The sequence below is a fragment of the Mesorhizobium sp. WSM4836 genome (genome assembly GCF_055811815.1).
Genome location: NZ_JBVVQF010000001.1, coordinates 125,897 through 142,566, shown reverse-complemented (window position 1 = coordinate 142,566; position 16,670 = coordinate 125,897). Strand labels below are relative to the sequence as shown.

Annotated in this window: 13 protein-coding genes; 6 read left to right on the top strand and 7 right to left on the bottom strand. The window is 63.3% G+C overall.

The features are described from left to right. Positions 1-274 precede the first annotated feature (274 nt). On the top strand, positions 275-739 hold the full coding sequence (locus AC0L2P_RS00725; protein WP_473499229.1) for a DUF6644 family protein: 465 nt from the start codon (positions 275-277) through the stop codon (positions 737-739). A 176-nt stretch (positions 740-915) separates the two neighbouring features. On the opposite strand, the gene carB is transcribed toward AC0L2P_RS00725, so the two are convergent. Further along, positions 916-4,419, bottom strand: coding sequence for a carbamoyl-phosphate synthase large subunit (carB, locus tag AC0L2P_RS00720; protein ID WP_473499227.1), 3,504 nt, complete (start codon positions 4,417-4,419; stop codon positions 916-918). A gap of 200 nt (positions 4,420-4,619) precedes the next feature. Then, positions 4,620-5,459, bottom strand: coding sequence for an SH3 domain-containing protein (locus tag AC0L2P_RS00715; RefSeq protein ID WP_473499225.1), 840 nt, complete (start codon positions 5,457-5,459; stop codon positions 4,620-4,622). Between the two features lie 280 nt (positions 5,460-5,739). Here AC0L2P_RS00715 and AC0L2P_RS00710 point away from each other — a divergent pair, with 280 nt between their 5' ends. Then, positions 5,740-8,160 (top strand): DNA/RNA non-specific endonuclease, encoded by a 2,421-nt coding sequence (locus tag AC0L2P_RS00710; RefSeq protein WP_473499223.1) that lies wholly within the window; start codon positions 5,740-5,742, stop codon positions 8,158-8,160. A 62-nt stretch (positions 8,161-8,222) separates the two neighbouring features. Here AC0L2P_RS00710 and AC0L2P_RS00705 read toward each other — a convergent pair whose 3' ends face one another. Together AC0L2P_RS00705 and AC0L2P_RS00700 are read right to left on the bottom strand one after the other, a co-directional pair. Further along, positions 8,223-8,969 (bottom strand): metallophosphoesterase family protein, encoded by a 747-nt coding sequence (locus tag AC0L2P_RS00705; RefSeq protein WP_473499222.1) that lies wholly within the window; start codon positions 8,967-8,969, stop codon positions 8,223-8,225. Between the two features lie 95 nt (positions 8,970-9,064). Further along, positions 9,065-9,421 (bottom strand): ArsR/SmtB family transcription factor, encoded by a 357-nt coding sequence (locus tag AC0L2P_RS00700; RefSeq protein ID WP_473499220.1) that lies wholly within the window; start codon positions 9,419-9,421, stop codon positions 9,065-9,067. A 193-nt stretch (positions 9,422-9,614) separates the two neighbouring features. Between AC0L2P_RS00700 and AC0L2P_RS00695 the strand changes: the two genes are divergently transcribed. After that, positions 9,615-10,793: an MFS transporter gene (locus AC0L2P_RS00695; RefSeq protein ID WP_473499218.1), complete on the top strand. Its 1,179-nt coding sequence runs from the start codon at positions 9,615-9,617 to the stop codon at positions 10,791-10,793. 166 nt (positions 10,794-10,959) lie between these two features. Here the strand turns inward: AC0L2P_RS00695 and AC0L2P_RS00690 are convergent, their stop codons facing one another. Further along, complete coding sequence (locus tag AC0L2P_RS00690; RefSeq protein ID WP_473499637.1) at positions 10,960-11,559, bottom strand: LysE family translocator; 600 nt, start codon at positions 11,557-11,559, stop codon at positions 10,960-10,962. Between the two features lie 92 nt (positions 11,560-11,651). Here AC0L2P_RS00690 and AC0L2P_RS00685 point away from each other — a divergent pair, with 92 nt between their 5' ends. Continuing rightward, complete coding sequence (locus AC0L2P_RS00685) at positions 11,652-12,521, top strand: LysR family transcriptional regulator (protein WP_473499216.1); 870 nt, start codon at positions 11,652-11,654, stop codon at positions 12,519-12,521. Between the two features lie 54 nt (positions 12,522-12,575). Here the strand turns inward: AC0L2P_RS00685 and AC0L2P_RS00680 are convergent, their stop codons facing one another. Continuing rightward, the gene (locus AC0L2P_RS00680; protein ID WP_473499214.1) at positions 12,576-13,229 is read right to left on the bottom strand and encodes a dihydrofolate reductase family protein; all 654 of its coding nucleotides are present in this window, start codon (positions 13,227-13,229) and stop codon (positions 12,576-12,578) included. A 153-nt stretch (positions 13,230-13,382) separates the two neighbouring features. After that, a complete protein-coding gene (locus AC0L2P_RS00675; RefSeq protein WP_473499212.1) occupies positions 13,383-14,750 on the bottom strand; it encodes an Nramp family divalent metal transporter in 1,368 nt (455 codons plus the stop codon). 237 nt (positions 14,751-14,987) lie between these two features. Here AC0L2P_RS00675 and mntR point away from each other — a divergent pair, with 237 nt between their 5' ends. Both mntR and ypfJ read left to right on the top strand, forming a co-directional pair. Continuing rightward, positions 14,988-15,443 carry a manganese-binding transcriptional regulator MntR gene (gene mntR / locus AC0L2P_RS00670; protein WP_023678308.1) on the top strand — a complete coding sequence of 152 codons (456 nt, stop codon included), beginning with the start codon at positions 14,988-14,990 and terminating at the stop codon, positions 15,441-15,443. Positions 15,444-15,665: 222 nt separating this feature from the next. Beyond that, a complete protein-coding gene (ypfJ, locus tag AC0L2P_RS00665; protein WP_473499210.1) occupies positions 15,666-16,583 on the top strand; it encodes a KPN_02809 family neutral zinc metallopeptidase in 918 nt (305 codons plus the stop codon). Positions 16,584-16,670 lie beyond the last annotated feature (87 nt).

Below are 16,670 nucleotides of genomic sequence, written 5' to 3'. Positions count from 1 at the left end.
CATAAGGCCAATCGCGGACGTTGGAGATTGGCTGGAAACCTCCCCTCGCTTCGTCATCCTAGGGCGGAGCGAACGCGAAGCGGAGCGCAGACCCTAGGATCCATGCCGTTACCATGGCTGTGGAGCGCAGCGACCCAAAACGCCCTCATGTGATTTGACGCTGCCGCGCCGTGGCCTACCTTCGCTCGCGCGATGAGAGCGAAAAGCGCATGAAAGCAGTCCGCATCATCGTCGGCGGCAAGACGTCTATCCCGACCGCGTGCCGCCGGCCTGAATGGACGGGTTCTTCGCCGGCATCGAGCAACTCGCTTTGGTGCGGGGACTGAAGGCGTCCTTCGTCGCCTACCCCATCCTCAATGCGCTGCACATCGTGTCGATCGGCGCGTTGCTGACCAGCGTCTGGCTGATGGACCTCAGGATCCTGGGCGCCTTCCGCTCGCTGCCGCAGGCGGCGTTCGTCGCGCTGCTGCGCCGCACCGCATTGAGCGCGTTTGGCGGAGCACTTGTCACGGGCTCGCTGCTCTTTTCAGTCAGGGCGAGCGAGTATGCGGCCATGCCGATCTTTCTCGCCAAGATGACGCTGATCCTCCTCGCCGGCGCCAACTTCCTCGTCTTCATGCGCCGCGCAAAAGGCGATGACGAACCGGCCGGCGGAACCGTTGCTATCCTGGCTGTGCTTTCGCTGGTGCTGTGGACATCCGTGCTTTTCGCCGGACGGTTTATTGGGTTTCTCAACTGAGGCGAGCGGCGGCAATGTTAGCCGTTTTGGGACAGATCTCGGGCAGGTAGGGAGCGCCCTCAGGCGGATGAGCGCGAAAGAACCAGTGCTGTAGGAATCGAAGCGCTGGCGGGACAGCGCCCCCCCTCTGGCCTGCCGGCCATCTCCCCCACAAGGAGGGAGATTGGCTAATTGCCTTACGCAAAATACTCCTGCAGCGGCCTGACCTCGAGGCTCCCCGCCTTCAGCGCCGCAATAGCCTCCGCCACTGCAGCCGCGCCCGAGAGCGTCGTGTAATACGGCACCTTCTGCATCAGCGTCGCCCGGCGCAGCGACTTGGAGTCGGACACCGCTTTCTGGCCGTCCGTAGTGTTGAAGACGATCTGTACCTGGCGGTTGCGGATGGCGTCTTCGATGTGCGGGCGGCCTTCCAGCACCTTGTTTATTTTCTCCGCGGCGACGCCGTTTTCGGCGAGGAAGCGCGCGGTGCCAGACGTGGCGAGCACCTTGAAACCCTGGCCGGCGAGGCGCTTGACCGCCGGCAATATGCCTTTCTTGTCCTCGTCGCGGACCGAGACGAACAGAGTGCCGGCGCGGGGGAGATCAACACCCGCCCCGAGCTGGCTCTTGGCGAAGGCCAGCGCGAAGTCGCGGTCGAGGCCCATGACCTCGCCGGTCGAGCGCATTTCCGGGCCGAGCAAGATGTCCACACCGGGGAAGCGGGCGAAGGGGAAGACGGCTTCCTTGACGGCGATGTGGCCGGGATTGCGCGGGTCGGGCATGGCCCCGTAATGGGCGAAGGCGTGTTCCAGACTCTCGCCGGCCATGATGCGGGCGGCGATTTTCGCGATCGGCCGGCCGATGGTCTTGGCGACGAAGGGCACGGTGCGCGACGCGCGCGGGTTGACCTCCAGCACATAGACGGTGCCATCCTTGATCGCATATTGCACGTTCATCAGGCCGCCGACATTGAGCGCGCGGGCAAGGGCCGCCGTCTGGCGCTCGAGCTCGTCGACGAGCTCCGAGGGCAGCGAGTGCACCGGCAGCGAGCAGGCACTATCGCCGGAATGGATGCCGGCCTCCTCGATGTGTTCCAATATGCCGGAGACGTAGGTCGACCTGCCGTCGCAGAGACAGTCGACATCGACCTCGATGGCGCCTGAGAGATAGGTGTCGAACAGCAGCGGGTTCTTGCCGAGCAGCGTGTTGATCTGGCCGGTCTTGTCGTTGGGGTATTTCTGCTTGATGTCCTCCGGCACCAGGCCGGGCACGGTGTCGAGCAAATAGGATTGCAGCATGCTCTCGTCGTGGATGATCTGCATGGCGCGGCCGCCGAGCACATAGGACGGGCGCACGACCAGCGGGAAGCCAAGCTCGCCGGCGACGAGGCGGGCCTGCTCGACCGAATAGGCGATGCCATTCTTCGGCTGGCTGAGGCCGAGCTTGTGCAAGAGCTTCTGGAAGCGGTCGCGGTCCTCGGCCAGATCGATCATATCGGGCGAAGTGCCGAGGATCGGGATGCCGGCCTTCTCCAGTGCATCGGCGAGCTTCAGCGGCGTCTGGCCGCCGAACTGGACGATGACGCCGACCAGCTCGCCCGAGGCCTGCTCGGCGCGCAGGATTTCCAGCACGTCCTCCGGCGTCAGCGGCTCGAAATAGAGCCGGTCGGAAGTGTCGTAGTCGGTCGAGACGGTTTCGGGGTTGCAGTTGACCATGATCGCCTCGAAGCCGGCGTCGCGCAGCGCAAAGGCGGCGTGGCAGCAGCAATAGTCGAACTCGATGCCCTGGCCGATGCGGTTGGGGCCGCCGCCGAGGATGACGACTTTTTTGCGCGAAGACACCTGCGCCTCGTTGGCCAGCGCGCCGGCAAAGGGCACCTCATAGGTCGAATACATGTAGGCAGTGGGCGAGGCGAATTCGGCGGCACAAGTGTCGATGCGCTTGTAAACCGGATGAACGTCGAGCTTGTCGCGAATCTTCTGGATCTCTTCCACGTCCTTCTTGACTAGGGACGCGAGGCGGGCGTCGGAAAAACCCATCGCCTTCAGCATGCGTAGATTGGCGGCGTCCTGCGGGATGCCGTGCTCGCGGATGCGATCCTCCATGGCGAGAATGCCGGCGATCTGTTCGAGGAACCATGGGTCGATCTTGCACATTGCGTGCACGTCTTCCAGCGAGGTGCCCATGCGGATCGCCTGCGCCACCATGCGCAGCCGGTCCGGCGTCGGTGTGCCGAGCGCGGCGCGGATAGCGTTGCGGTCATCGACATGGCTGGCCGGCGCGTTCCCGTGGCCGATGCCGGGGATCTCGATCTCGTCCAAACCGGTCAGCCCGGTTTCCAGCCCGCGCAGTGCCTTCTGCAGCGATTCCTGGAAAGTGCGGCCGATGGCCATGACCTCGCCGACCGATTTCATCGAGGTGGTCAGCACCGGCTCGGCGCCGGGGAATTTCTCGAAGGCAAAGCGCGGAATCTTGGTCACGACATAGTCGATGCTCGGCTCGAACGAGGCCGGCGTCGCGCCGCCGGTGATGTCGTTCTCCAACTCGTCCAGCGTGTAGCCGACGGCGAGCTTGGCGGCGATCTTGGCTATGGGAAAACCGGTCGCCTTGGAGGCAAGCGCCGACGAGCGCGAGACGCGCGGGTTCATCTCGATGACCACCAGGCGGCCGTCCGCCGGGTTGACGGCGAACTGCACGTTGGAGCCGCCGGTCTCGACGCCGATCTCGCGCAGCACCGCGATCGAGGCGTTGCGCATCATCTGGTACTCTTTGTCGGTCAGCGTCAGGGCAGGGGCGACGGTAATGCTATCGCCGGTGTGCACGCCCATCGGGTCGATGTTCTCGATCGAGCAGACGATGATGCAGTTGTCGGCCTTGTCGCGGACAACCTCCATCTCATACTCCTTCCAGCCGAGCACGCTCTCCTCGATCAGCACTTCGGTGGTCGGCGAGGCGTCGAGGCCGGACTGGACGATCTCGAAGAATTCGGCGCGGTTATAGGCGATGCCGCCGCCGGTGCCGCCCATGGTGAAGGAGGGGCGGATGATGGCGGGTAGGCCGACATGGTCGAGCGCTTGTGCTGCGATCGCCATGGCATGGCTGATGTAGCGCTGCTTGCGGTCGCCTTCACCGAGGTTCCAGCTGGTCTCCAGCGCATCGAGCGCGGCATCGAGATTTTCGGGCTTTTCGGCCTTCAGCGCGGCGCGCTCGGCCTCGTGTGTCTTGCGGTCGGCATTCTTGACGTCGGTGGCGTTGGCCAACATTGACTTCGGCGTTTCCAGGCCGATCTTGTTCATCGCCTCGCGAAACAGCGCGCGGTCCTCGGCCTTGTCGATGGCGTGCGCGTCGGCGCCGATCATCTCGACCTGATAGCGGTCGAGCACGCCCATGCGGCGCAGCGACAAAGCGGTGTTGAGCGCAGTCTGGCCGCCCATGGTCGGCAGCAGCGCATCGGGCCGCTCCTTGGCGATGATCTTGGCGACAACTTCCGGCGTGATCGGCTCGATATAGGTGGCGTCGGCCAGTTCCGGGTCGGTCATAATGGTGGCCGGGTTGGAATTGACCAGGATGACGCGAAAACCTTCCTCTTTGAGCGCCTTGCAGGCCTGGGTGCCGGAATAGTCGAACTCGCAGGCCTGACCGATGACGATGGGGCCGGCCCCGATGATCAGGATCGACTTGATGTCGGTGCGTCTTGGCATGTCGAGGGTCCGTTCGGCGGGCGGCTTGCACAAAAAGCCGGACGGGATGACCCGGCCGGTTGTGCTCGCGATTCTGGTATCAGGCTAGGAGGGCCTTATAGGGAAGAGTTTTGCCGGATGTAACCCCGAAAATGAGGCAGTAGGGCAGTAGGCAGTAGGGCAGAGGTTCGAGCGCCCTTTAAACATATTGCCCTACTGCCTTATTCCCCTAACCCAGCCAACTGATCCGTGATCTCGAAGCGTTCGGACACGCCGACGCGGATGATGTTGAGGCTGCCCTCACGGGTGAAGCGGAATTCGCCGGGTGCGTCCGCACCGGCCGGCTTGCCGGCCTTGAAGCTGATGATGCGCGTGCCGCCGTCGGGCCAGGTCACGGTCACGTCGATCTTGTCGCCGGAGCGCACGACGCCTGCCTTGCAGCTGGTCATCGGCTGGCCGAGATAGCGCGCGCAGGGAATGACGTTGCCGGCACCGGGGACCGGTGTCCCCGGCGGCTGCAGCCGCGCAACGGTCTGTGCGTCGGGCGGAGGCGCCGCGCTGGCCGCGCCGAAATTCCGGATGGAGTCCGCAGCCGCAGGCGCCGATCCATCGACCTGTCCAGTCGAGGGACCGGTCAGCGCCAGGCGGTAAGCATCCTCGATCGCCGCCCTGCCGATCGCATCAGCGGAGTTCAGCGTCTTTTCGGGACCCGTTGCGCCCAGGCGGGTTGTCAGATCGGGCAGCGGTTGAGGCGCAGGGCTCTCCGTATTGGCCGCTGCCGGCGGTGTCACTTGCCGGGGATTGATGGGGTCGAGATAGCGCGCCGGAGCCCATCCACTCAGCTTCGGGTCGTCAATGTCTTGGACATTGCACCACTTGTAGCCGTTGACGTCGCCGCAGCCGAGATTCTTCACGCTCGAACCACTCGGCAGCCGTGCCGCGATCTTGCCCATGGCCGATGCCGTGGCGCGCACATTCAGGAGGTCATCCGGAGCGAGACCCGTCACAATCGAGATGATGGGCTCCGGCTCCTGGCCGTTGGCCGACAGCTGCGCCAGCATCAGCGGAGCGGCAATCACCGCAAGCAGCGTCGTCGGGAGTGTTACTGTGCGCCTAGTCATCTGCCATGGGCGGTAGGTTCGATTGCCGAAGGCGCGGCCAGGCACGAAAGCGCCATCGCCCGCCAGCCGGTTTTTATAGGCGACGAGACACCGCTGTGTAAGCCCGAAAAGGCGCCGCCTGTTGAATCGCGACCAGGCCACTTCCGTAAACTACAGCCGGCAAAATATTGCGCATTTCATGTAGATATGTACTCTCCTAAGTAAGGTTGAGGAGGGCAAGATGGTCGACCTTGAAATATTTGCGCAAGTGGAAAACATAGTTCGCCAGCGTATCAAGAAAACGCGCGCCGAAATTGAGGCTTCACTTGGTCACATCGCCAACGGCAATCCGCTGGCCGCCGAACAGACCCTCTCCAGGCGGCTCGACAGGTTGCAGGTAAAGGCGTCGCTCAGCCGCACCGAAGCGGAGATGATATCGGCAGCAATCGACATGAGGTCTGCCGGGGAAAGAAAGGCCGCCGCTAAACAGCCAGGACCGGAGGCAATTCTCGGCCCAACGCTCGATTTCATCGGGGTCGCATTTCTGGAGCGTGGGCGCCGTGCGGCCGATGCGGTTGGCCGCGTTGCCTTTCTCAACGGCAATCCACAAGGATCGGGTTTTCTGGTCGGGCCAAGGCTGTTCCTCACAAACAACCATGTGATTTCGTCGTCGGCGGATTCCCGGCGCTTCCAGGTCCAGTTCGACTATGAGCAGGACGGTGCGAATGCCGTGCGTACGCCGACGACGTTCCTGTTCGATCCTGAATCCTGTTTCGTGACCGATAGCATAGAAGGTCTGGACTATACGCTGATCGGGGTCGGCGAGCGGAGCTCCGGTCCAAAGGAACTGGGGGAGTTCGGTTTTATCTCGCTGTCGGACGCGCGCGACAAGCATATGCTTGGCGAAATCGCCAACATCGTTCAGCACCCCGATGGCCGCTTCAAGGAACTGGTGCTGCGTGAAAACCGGCTGGTGGCCCGCGACGAAACGGTTCAAGTGCTGCACTATGTCGCCGACACCGAACAGGGTTCGTCCGGTTCACCGGTCTTCAACAACGAATGGGAGCCTATTGCCCTGCATCATTGGGCCGGGCCGTTCCACGAGGTGACGGGCATAGGTGGCTATGCGCTTACGCGCGAGATCAACGAAGGCATACGGATCAGCGCCATCGTTGACGATCTCGGCGCTAGAAAGTCCAGGCTGCCGGGCTCCTCGGCGTCGGCGGTTTCGCAAGCTCTGGCGATTTGGGCCGGCACGCCGCGCATGATGGACGAGACAGTTCGGCTGAACGCCGACATTCGCGAAGATGTGCCGGACAGGCCGGTGCAGCGGCCGGAACCGGATCGCAGTCCGCCGGCGACGAGACACAACGCCGATGGCTCGGTCACCTGGACTTTTCCCGTCGAGATAAATGTCCGGGCGCCGTTGATTGACCGCGACGGAGGCGATGCGAGACGAAACGACGGCAAAGGTCCAGCAAGCGAACCCGCGAAGGTGGCCATCGCCGAGGCCGCAGGTTGGAAAACAGAGGATTTCGACGATCGTGGAGGGTATGAGCCCGGCTTCATACCGGGCTTTGTCCTGCCGATGCCGACGGTTGCCGATTCACCCTACCGGTTGGCCAAAAACCTTCTTGCCAAACCGGGCGAGGACCCACACGAATTGCGCTACCATCATTTTTCGATCTTGATGAACGCCGATCGCCGGCTTGCCTTCGTCACTGCCTGCAATATCGATGGATCCCGCACCAAGGCGGTCAATCGTGAGGACAAGACGGTCATCGACATCCCGTCGCTTGTCGAATTGGGGGTGGAGTCGATTTCCGGTTCGGAAGCCAGCGATGCTTTCCGGCCCGATCGCCGCATCGACCTTGGCGAGCAGATGACCCAGGAATTCTATTCGAGCCAGAATGTGCCTGGATTTCCCGTCGCAAAATCCAAGGAACGAATAGCTCGAATGTTCCAGAAGGGCCATATTACACTTCGCGGCGACCCTGCATGGGGGGTGGATCAGGAGGCGGTCGCGGCAGAACGCGACACGTTCTTTTATACCAATGCTGCGCCGCAAGTAGGCTTCTTCAATCAGGGAAGCTCGCTCGACCATCCCGGCTCCAAGGGGAAACTGAGATGGCGCGCGGTGGAAACCTATGTGCTGCGCAACGCCTATACGACGCGAGGCCGTGTCACGGTGTTTGCCGGGCCAGTGTTCCGCGAGGACGATCCTCCCTACCGCTTCGACAGCCACGTTCCGCTGAAGTTCTGGAAGATCGCGCTGTGGTCCGATCAAGCTGGCCTGCACGCCATCGCGCTGCTGGCGGACCAGAAGCCGGTCTTGGAAGTGATGCCCGAAGCGTTCGGCGCCGAGGTATTCGACGACCCGCTTGAAATTGCCAGGGTATCGGAGTTCCTTTCGACGGTGGGCGAGATTGAAGAGCTGACCGGCCTGAACTTTGGCCAGCAGGTGCGCGACGCCGACATTCGGGCCGGTTCCGAATCAGTTCCGGCACAGACCTTTAACCCAACGCAACTGGCGCCAAAGCCGTCACGGCCAAAGGCTTCATCGCCCAAGAGTTCGATGCCCAAGACTTCGACGCCCAAGACTTCGGCGGCCAGCACCCGACGTCCTGCCAAGCGATCGAAGCGATCGGCGTCTGACAACTGAAGATTGGACCAGTCGCGGCCGCTTGCAGCGCGGTCATCCGTTCGGCCGGATGTAACCGCGATTCACCCTGGCATGAAGCCGGTGCGCAGCGCGTGAGCCCATTCGGGCCGTCCCGCCTGTTCGGCCTGATGCGCCGCCGCCTCATGGTCATAGTCTACGGCGATTGCTTCGAAACGATCGGGATGCAAGTCGATGATGCCGTAGCGGGCGTGCGGCGAACCCTGTTCGGAGACATGCGCCGGTGTCGTATCGTCGTGATAGGCCGGGCAGCCGATGCTGCCCGGGTTGAAGATGACCGGACCGCCGGGAATGCGGATCAGCTCGCTGCGGTGGCTGTGGCCGCAAAGCATGATGCGGCAGGCGGGATCGACCGCGCCGAGACGCCGCTCGATGGCGGCCAGCGGCGCGCGGACCAGCCGGCCGTCGACTATCGCGTCGGTCAGGTATTTTTCGTCGTGGTCGGGCCGGGCGTGGAAGGCGAGTATGCCGTTCGCCACCTCCAGCGTGACGGGCAGCGCAAACAGCGCCTCGCGCTGGCCTGCCGTCAGCCGTTCGTGCGCGTAGCGGTCGGACGGCCACATGGTCTCGTCGCCGGCGTCGCGGGCAACGCGACGGTCGTGGTTGCCGCGCACCGTCGGCAGGTCGAGCGCTTCGAGCCGCTCCATAGTCTCGCGCGGCCAGAGCGGGCCGGAAACGCAATCGCCGAGATTGACGATGAGGTCGGCCCCGCCACGCTGGCGCAGATCATCGAGCACGGCGTCGAGCGCCAGGACATTGCCGTGGATGTCGGCGAGGACAGCAATGCGCATGGGAGGCTCCGTTAATTGGAATGGTCGGGAGGGCGGGTGAAGCTACTTTGCTCGACTCGCGAAGCGAGCGAGAGCGGAACCCAGCTTCGGGTCGTTCAGGCGCGGACTTCGATCTCGTGGCCGCCGATTGCCGGCAACGATGGATCGTCGCCGGCCGCGGCAATGACGCTGTCGAGCAGGCCCGGGAAGCGGCGGTCGAGATCGTCACGGCGCAGCGTGATCAGCCGGCTGGTGCCAACCGCCTCGGTCCGGGTGACGCCGGCCTCACGCAGCTTGGCCAAATGGTAGCTCAGATTGGTCTTCGAGGCGAAGTCGAGGAACCGGCTGCAATTCAGCGGCACGCCCTCCTTGCTCGCGAGATAGCGCACGATGGCCAGCCGCGTCGGATCGCCGAGCACGGCAAGCACGTTCGGCAGGCTGATCTGGTCGGCGGTGGGATGGGGCAAGGTCATGCCCAGGAATTAAGCGCATTCGGAGCCGATTTCAACGCATCTCCTCTCGTGGCCGATGGACACATAGTTTCGTCCCGTCGCCCAGTCCTGACACCGGGCTGTCAGTATGGTTCGGCTATTTTGCGGCGGCTTTATTGACATCATGCCCTATTATGTCCAATTGTTCAATAACCTTTGAACTAAGGAAATTGCCATGGATAAGCGCCTCATCTGGCTTGCGCTCGGATCGTTCACGATTTCGACCGAAGGTTTCGTCATCTCCAGCCTTTTGCCCGATATTGCAAAGGATGCCGCCATCTCCGTTCCGCTCGCCGGCACGCTGATCACCGCGTTTGCGCTCGCCTACGCCATCGGCACGCCGATCCTGGCAACGCTAACCGGCGAATGGGACCGTCGCCGCGTCATCCTATGGACGCTGGTGTTCTTCGTGTTGGGCAACGTCGCCGCGGCGCTGAGCTCCTCCTTCGAATTGCTGTTGATCGCGCGCATCGTCATGGCGCTGTCGTCAGGCCTGTTTGCGGCGACCGCACAGGGAACGGCCGTTGCGCTTGTCGACGACCATCATCGCGCCCGCGCCATTGCCGTGGTGGTCGGCGGCACCACCGTGGCGGTCGCGGTCGGCGCGCCGCTTGGCGCGCTTGTCGCGACTGTCGCCGGCTGGCGCGGCACCTTCTTTGCCATTGCCGGCCTTGGCGCGCTCGCCGGGGCGATCCTGTGGTACCGGCTGCCGCGCGGCATCGTCGGCACCAGGCTTCCGCTCCGGATGCGGCTGGCAGCGGCACTTCGCCCCGGCGTCATGCCTATCCTGGTGACGACCATCCTGGCCCTGATCGGCGCCTTCACCGTCTTTGCCTTTGTCGCACCGCTCGCCATAGAAGGCGGCGGCCTAAGCCCGATCGCGCTTCCCGGAATGCTGCTCGCCTTCGGCGTTGGCGCGGTCATCGGTAATATCGGCGGCGGGCAGGCCGCCGATCGTTTCGGCGCGACGCGCACCGTCTGCTGGTCGCTGGCGCTGAGTGCCGCCATGCTGGTCACGTTTTCGCTGATTCCGATGTTCCTGCCGCGCGAGATCGCCGGGCCGTCGCTGATGGCGATGATGGTGCCGTGGGGCATCGTCGGCTGGGCATTCCCACCGGCGCAGGCCAGCCGCATCATCAAGCTGGCGCCCGATGCCGCGCCGATAGTGCTGTCGCTGAACGCTTCGGCACTCTATCTCGGCGTCGCACTGGGTGCCGGGGTCGGCGCCGCGGTGCTGCGCTATGGCGCACCGGCCGACCTCGGCGTGGTCGCGGCGGCATTCCCGATCATTGGTCTGGGCGTGGTGCTGGCGGGCCACCTGGCAGTGCGTCCGGTGGCGATGCCTGCCGAATAAGGCTGTTACCAAAGCTTGGCTGCCGGCCGCCGATAGTTCAAGTCGCGGCCGGCGGTGCGTCAAAATCCAGCGCGGCGATTTCGTCCAGCGCCACTCGCAGGCTTGCCGCCCGCTCTTTTCCAAACATCTCCTCGAAGCGCTGCTGGGCTACGCGCCACAGTTGGTCTTACGCTGTCCGCCACATCGGAATGATGGAGGCGGCGAGCAGCAGGCCAAGTACGGCGTTGAGCATGCGCCACTGCCGCTCGGTTCGCAGCAACCGGGCGAGCAGCGTGCCCGCCACGCACCACGCCGCCAGCGATAGGGTCGCTGCAAGACCGAAGACTGTGCCGAGCAGCAAGGCGAGCTGCAGCGGCCCGTTGGCGAGCGCGGCAAAAGATGCCGCCGCTCCCAGCCCCATGGCCCAGCCCTTTGGGTTCATCCATTGCAGGCCGGCGCCGTCGAAAAAGCTGTTCGGCTTTGCCATGGCCACGTCCAGATCGGGCGGACCGCTGCGGCCGATCTTGAGGGCAAGCCACAACAGATAGAGGGTACCGGCCATTTTCATTGCCACCTGCAAAGAAGGGACGGCGGCCAGCAGACCAGCGAGACCGGCAGCCCCTGCCGCAGCCACCGTGGCCAGCCCGGCCGCACTCCCGGCCATCAGCGGGATAGAGCGGCGAAAACCGAACTGCGCGCCGGACGCCGTCGACAAGGTCGTGGCCATGCCAGGCGTTGAGGTTGAGACCAGCGCGAATACGACGAGGGGAAGGACGGTTTCAAACATGCTGCTTCCTTTGAAGCCTACACGGTAGGCTGTTTGGCTCATCAGTAAATGCAATGTTTGCTATGACGTGCATTAGCAAATATAATGGCCAAATGCTCCGCAACCTCGATACTGCCCTGGTTCGAACCTTCGTCACCGTTGCCGACAAGGCCAGCATGACGGCGGCGGCCAACGCGCTGCATTTGACGCAGGGTGCCGTCAGCCAGCAGATCAAGCGTTTGGAAGAGGTTCTCGGCTGCAGCCTGTTCGACCGCGATCGGCGCGGATTGCGATTGACCCGCTCCGGCGAGCGATTGTTCGGCAAGGGCAAGCGCCTGCTTTCCCTCAATGACGAGATCCTGGCGGAGATGGCGGGCGATGCGGTTGCCGGTCAGGTGCGACTCGGCGTGCCGTACGACCTTGTCGGCACCTTGCTTGCGCCGGTGCTGAAGGCCTATGCCGAGGCCTATCCGCAGGTCGAGATCTCGCTTGTCTGTGCTTCGTCGCCGGAGTTGGCTGCGGCCTTGACGACCGGCACGATAGAGCTGGCGGTGATCGAGGAGCCGATCGGTCGGTCGGCCGGCGAATGCCTTGTAGTCGATCGGCTGGTCTGGGTCGGCGCCAAAGGCGGCGCAGCCCGCCGCAAGCGCCCCTTGCCGGTTTCGATGGTCGCCGAGACCTGCGCGTTCCGCCCGGTGGTGCTGGAGGCGCTTAACGAGCGTGGGCTGGAATGGCGCACCGTCTTCGAAAACGGCAGCATCGATGCGACGACAGCGACGGTGCGTTCGGACTTGGCGGTCACCACCTGGTTGGCGTCGACCGTGCCTGCCGACCTCGACATTTTGGCCAACGATCCGGAGCTGCCGTCATTGCCGAATTTTTCGATCAATCTGCATTTGCCGAAGCACGGCGTCGCGCCGGCTGCACTGGCATTCGCGGGCAACCTCCGCGACGGGTTGGCACGGTGGCGAGAGGCGGCTTAAAAAATAGCAAAAAGGACGGCCAGTGTTCAGCCGTCCTTGATCGCCACGCAGCATCTACTTCCAGTTCTTGCGCCGCTCGATCTCGGCTTCGGACGGCTGCTCGGTGGCAAAGGACCCGCTCTTGATCTCGCCGGAGCGTTCATAGCTCGCCATCAGGACGCCGGTGGTCGATGCCTGCGAACGGGTCAGCTTGAACGCGGCGGGGATGGTGCCGCTGCCGAACAGTTTTTTGCCCTTGCCCAGCACCAGCGGGAAAATCAGCAGGCTGATCTCGTCGATCAGGTCATTGGCGAGCAAGGTCTGGATCAGCTCGCTCGATCCCTGGATGAGCAGGTCCGGGCCGTCCTCCTGCTTCATCCGGCGCAACGTCGCCACGACATCGCCGCCGAGCGGCTGGCTGTTTTGCCAAGACAGCGTATCCGGCCTGTGCGTCGCCACATATTTCGTAACGGCGTTGAAGCTGTCGGCGATTGGACCGCTCTTCTGGTACGGCCAATGGGCGGCGAAGATGTCGTAAGTCTTGCGGCCGAGAAGCAGCGCGAACGGTTTTGAAAACGTCTCGCCCATGGCGGCGCCCATCACGTCGTCCCAGTAGTGAAACGTCCAGCCTCCGAAGTTGAAGCCGCCGACAGGGTCCTCTTGCGGCCCGCCGGGCGCCTGCATGACGCCATCGAGGCCGACGAATGTTGCGGCGATGATCTTCCTCATCGGAGCTCCCTTTCCCTGATCCGTGCCGTCATGGCCGGACTTCGAGCCAAGGACGGGCGAACGGACATTTGTCCGACAGCGGTCGGCAAATTTCCAGGGCTGGAAGGGAGATGACTGCCGACCTTGTTGCGTCGGTTTGGAGAAGAGAAACGCTCAGCCCAGACCGACGACCGTATCGTAGAGCAGCTTGAAGTTGAGCACCAGGATGATCCCGGCGACCACCCAGGCCAGCACGGCGACGGCGCGCGAAATGGCGAAATTACCCATCTTGCGCTTGTCCGAGACGAACTGCACCAGCGGCACGACAGCGAAGGGAAGCTGCATCGACAGGATCACCTGGCTGAAGACCAGCAACTGGCCGGTGCCCTTCTCGCCATAGAGCGCGGTGACCACCACCACCGGGATGATGGCGATGCCGCGCGTCAGCAGGCGGCGCGCCCATTGCGGGATGCGCAGCCGCAAGAAGCCTTCCATCACGATCTGCCCGGCGAGCGTCGCCGTGACCGTCGAATTCATGCCAGAAGCAAGCAGCGCCACCGCAAACAGGATGGAAGCGATGCCGAGGCCGAGCAGCGGCGACAGAAGCTCGAAGGCCTGGCCGATCTCGGCGACGTCATGATGACCGGTGCCGTGGAACGCCACCGCCGACACGATCAGGATGGAGGCATTGACGAACAGCGCCAGTATCAGTGCGATAGTCGAGTCGGTCGTCGCCCATTTGATGGCGTCGCGCTTGCCGCGATCGGTGCGCTCATAGGCGCGGGTCTGCACGATCGAGGAGTGCAGGTAGAGATTGTGCGGCATCACCGTGGCGCCGATGATGCCGATGGCGATGTAGAGCATGGCCGGATTGGTGACGATCTCGGACGACGGCACGAACATGGCGTGCAGGATAGAGCCGACCGGGGGCGCGGCGGCAAAGATCTGAATGGCGAAGCAGCCGAAGATGATAATCAAAAGCGCTATGATGAAGGCCTCGAGGAAGCGGAAGCCCTTGTTCATCAGCAATAGCAGCAGGAAGGCATCGAGCGCGGTGATGATGGCGCCGCCGATCAGCGGAATCCCGAACAGCAGTTGCAAGGCGATCGCCGTGCCAATGACCTCGGCCAGGTCGCAGGCGATGATGGCTAGTTCGCAAGCGACCCAAAGCATGAAATTGACCGGCCGCGGGTAATAGGCGCGGCACGCCTGCGCAAGGTCGCGGCCGGTGGCGATGCCGAGCCGGGCGGCGAGCGCCTGCAGCAGGATCGCCATCAGGTTCGACAACATGATGATGAACAGCAGCGTGTAACCGAACTGGGCGCCGCCGGCGAGGTCGGTCGCCCAATTGCCCGGATCCATGTAGCCGACCGAAACCATGTAGCCCGGCCCCATAAAGGCGAACAGCCGGCGAAACCAGATCCCCGAATGCGGCACCGCGATCGTGGCGTTGACTTCGCGAAGGCTGGGCTGTTCGTCGTCCTCCGGGCGGGCAAATCGCCACATGGACCGGGGGGCTGAGGTGGCTTCGGCTTCCGACATGAAATGGCTTTCCACTGGAGCGATCGACGTTGTTCCGTTATCTATGCCACGGCTGAACATTATGCAATATGCTATATTTCATTGTTCGTGCTTTTTCGTTGTTGCCGCTTGACGGTGCGGCCGGAACGGCGGTGAACGCCGGTTGCGCCGGCCACCGAATGGAAATAAACGGCCAGAACCAATACGGTTCCGTGTTATGACTGCAATGTCGATTCAAACTGCCGGGAGGAGCGCGTATTGGCGCTGAAGAAAAGACCGGTTCCTCGCGAAAAGCCTCTGCCTGATGCAGAAATCCACTCGGAAGGTTTCCGGCAGACGCGCGAAGCGCGCCGCAGCGCGCTGGTCGAGGATTATGTCGAGCTCATCGCCGACCTGATCGAGGACGGTAACGAGGCGCGCCAGGTCGACATCGCGGCACGGCTCGGCGTCGCTCAGCCGACGGTGGCGAAAATGCTGACGCGGCTGTGCGCCGACGGGCTGGTCTCCCGAAAGCCCTATCGCGGCGTGTTCCTGACCGATGCCGGCCGCAAGGTTGCGGAAGAGAGTCGCATTCGCCACCAGACCGTAGAGGCCTTCCTGCGCTCGCTCGGCGTCAGCGCCGAGACGGCGCGCATCGACGCCGAAGGCATCGAGCACCACGTCAGCGCCGAGACGCTCGAAGCTTTTCGCAAAGCAATAATCGCCGCCCGCTGAAAGGCACGGGCCAGCGCATTTCGTCGCGCCCATCGCCCCTACAAGCGGCTTGGATGCTAGACCTTGCGACCTCCAAGTCACAGCAGACAAGCGCCAGCAAGTGTTGCCTGTTGGCACGAAAAACACTGTGACTTGGCGTAACCGTTGGGATAATTGTTTGCTGGTGGGAACCGGCCAGGACATCGGCGGGTTGACTGGAAACGTGCATCGTGGGGAGTTGTCATGCTCTGGAGAGGCCGCCGTCAAAGTGACAATGTCGAGGACGAGCGCGGCCAGAGCGGCGGGCTTGGCGGCGGGCCGGGGCAGTTTCGCATTCCGATCGGCGGTCGCGCCGGCGGCGGCATGTCGGGCATCATCATCGTAGGGTTGATTATCCTGGCGGGTTGGTATTTCGGCTTCGACCCGAGTCAGATCCTCGATGACAGCGGCTTGCAGCCCGGTGGCGGCGGCCAGATCACCGACAATAGCGGCGGGCAGGGCGGCGGCACCGGTGCGCCGGCGTCCGACGAGATGAAGCAGTTCGTGTCGACGGTGCTGGCCGAAACCGAGGACACCTGGACCGGTATTTTTCAGTCCGAGGGCCTGACCTATCAGGATCCAAAACTGGTCCTGTTCAGCGGCGAGATCCGCTCCGCCTGCGGTTCTGCCTCGTCGGCGGCCGGACCGTTCTACTGTCCCAACGATCGCAAGGTCTATCTCGACACCACCTTCTTCCAGCAACTCGACCAGCAGTTCGGCGCCTCGGGCGATTTCGCACAGGCCTATGTTATCGCGCATGAGGTCGGCCATCACGTGCAGAACCTGACCGGCATCCTGCCCAAATTCAACCAGATGCGGCAGAATATGAGCGAGGCCGAAGCCAACCAGATGTCGGTGCAGGTCGAGTTGCAGGCCGACTGCTTTGCCGGCATCTGGGCACATTTCACCGGTCAGAAGGGCATTTTGGAACAGGGCGACATGGCGGAGGCACTGAACGCCGCCAAGCAGATCGGCGATGACACGCTGCAGAAGAAGATGCAGGGCTACGTCGTGCCGGAAAGCTTCAATCACGGCACCTCGCAGCAGCGGCAGACCTGGCTGGCGCGAGGTTTCCAGAACGGCAAGCTTTCGGACTGCGACACGTTCAACAACCCGATCTGAGCCGATGGTTTTCTCGTAATCCGAGAGACTGGATCGCAGTCAGGGGATGTCAGGACAAAAACACTCTGGCCGTTCCCTCATTGTTCC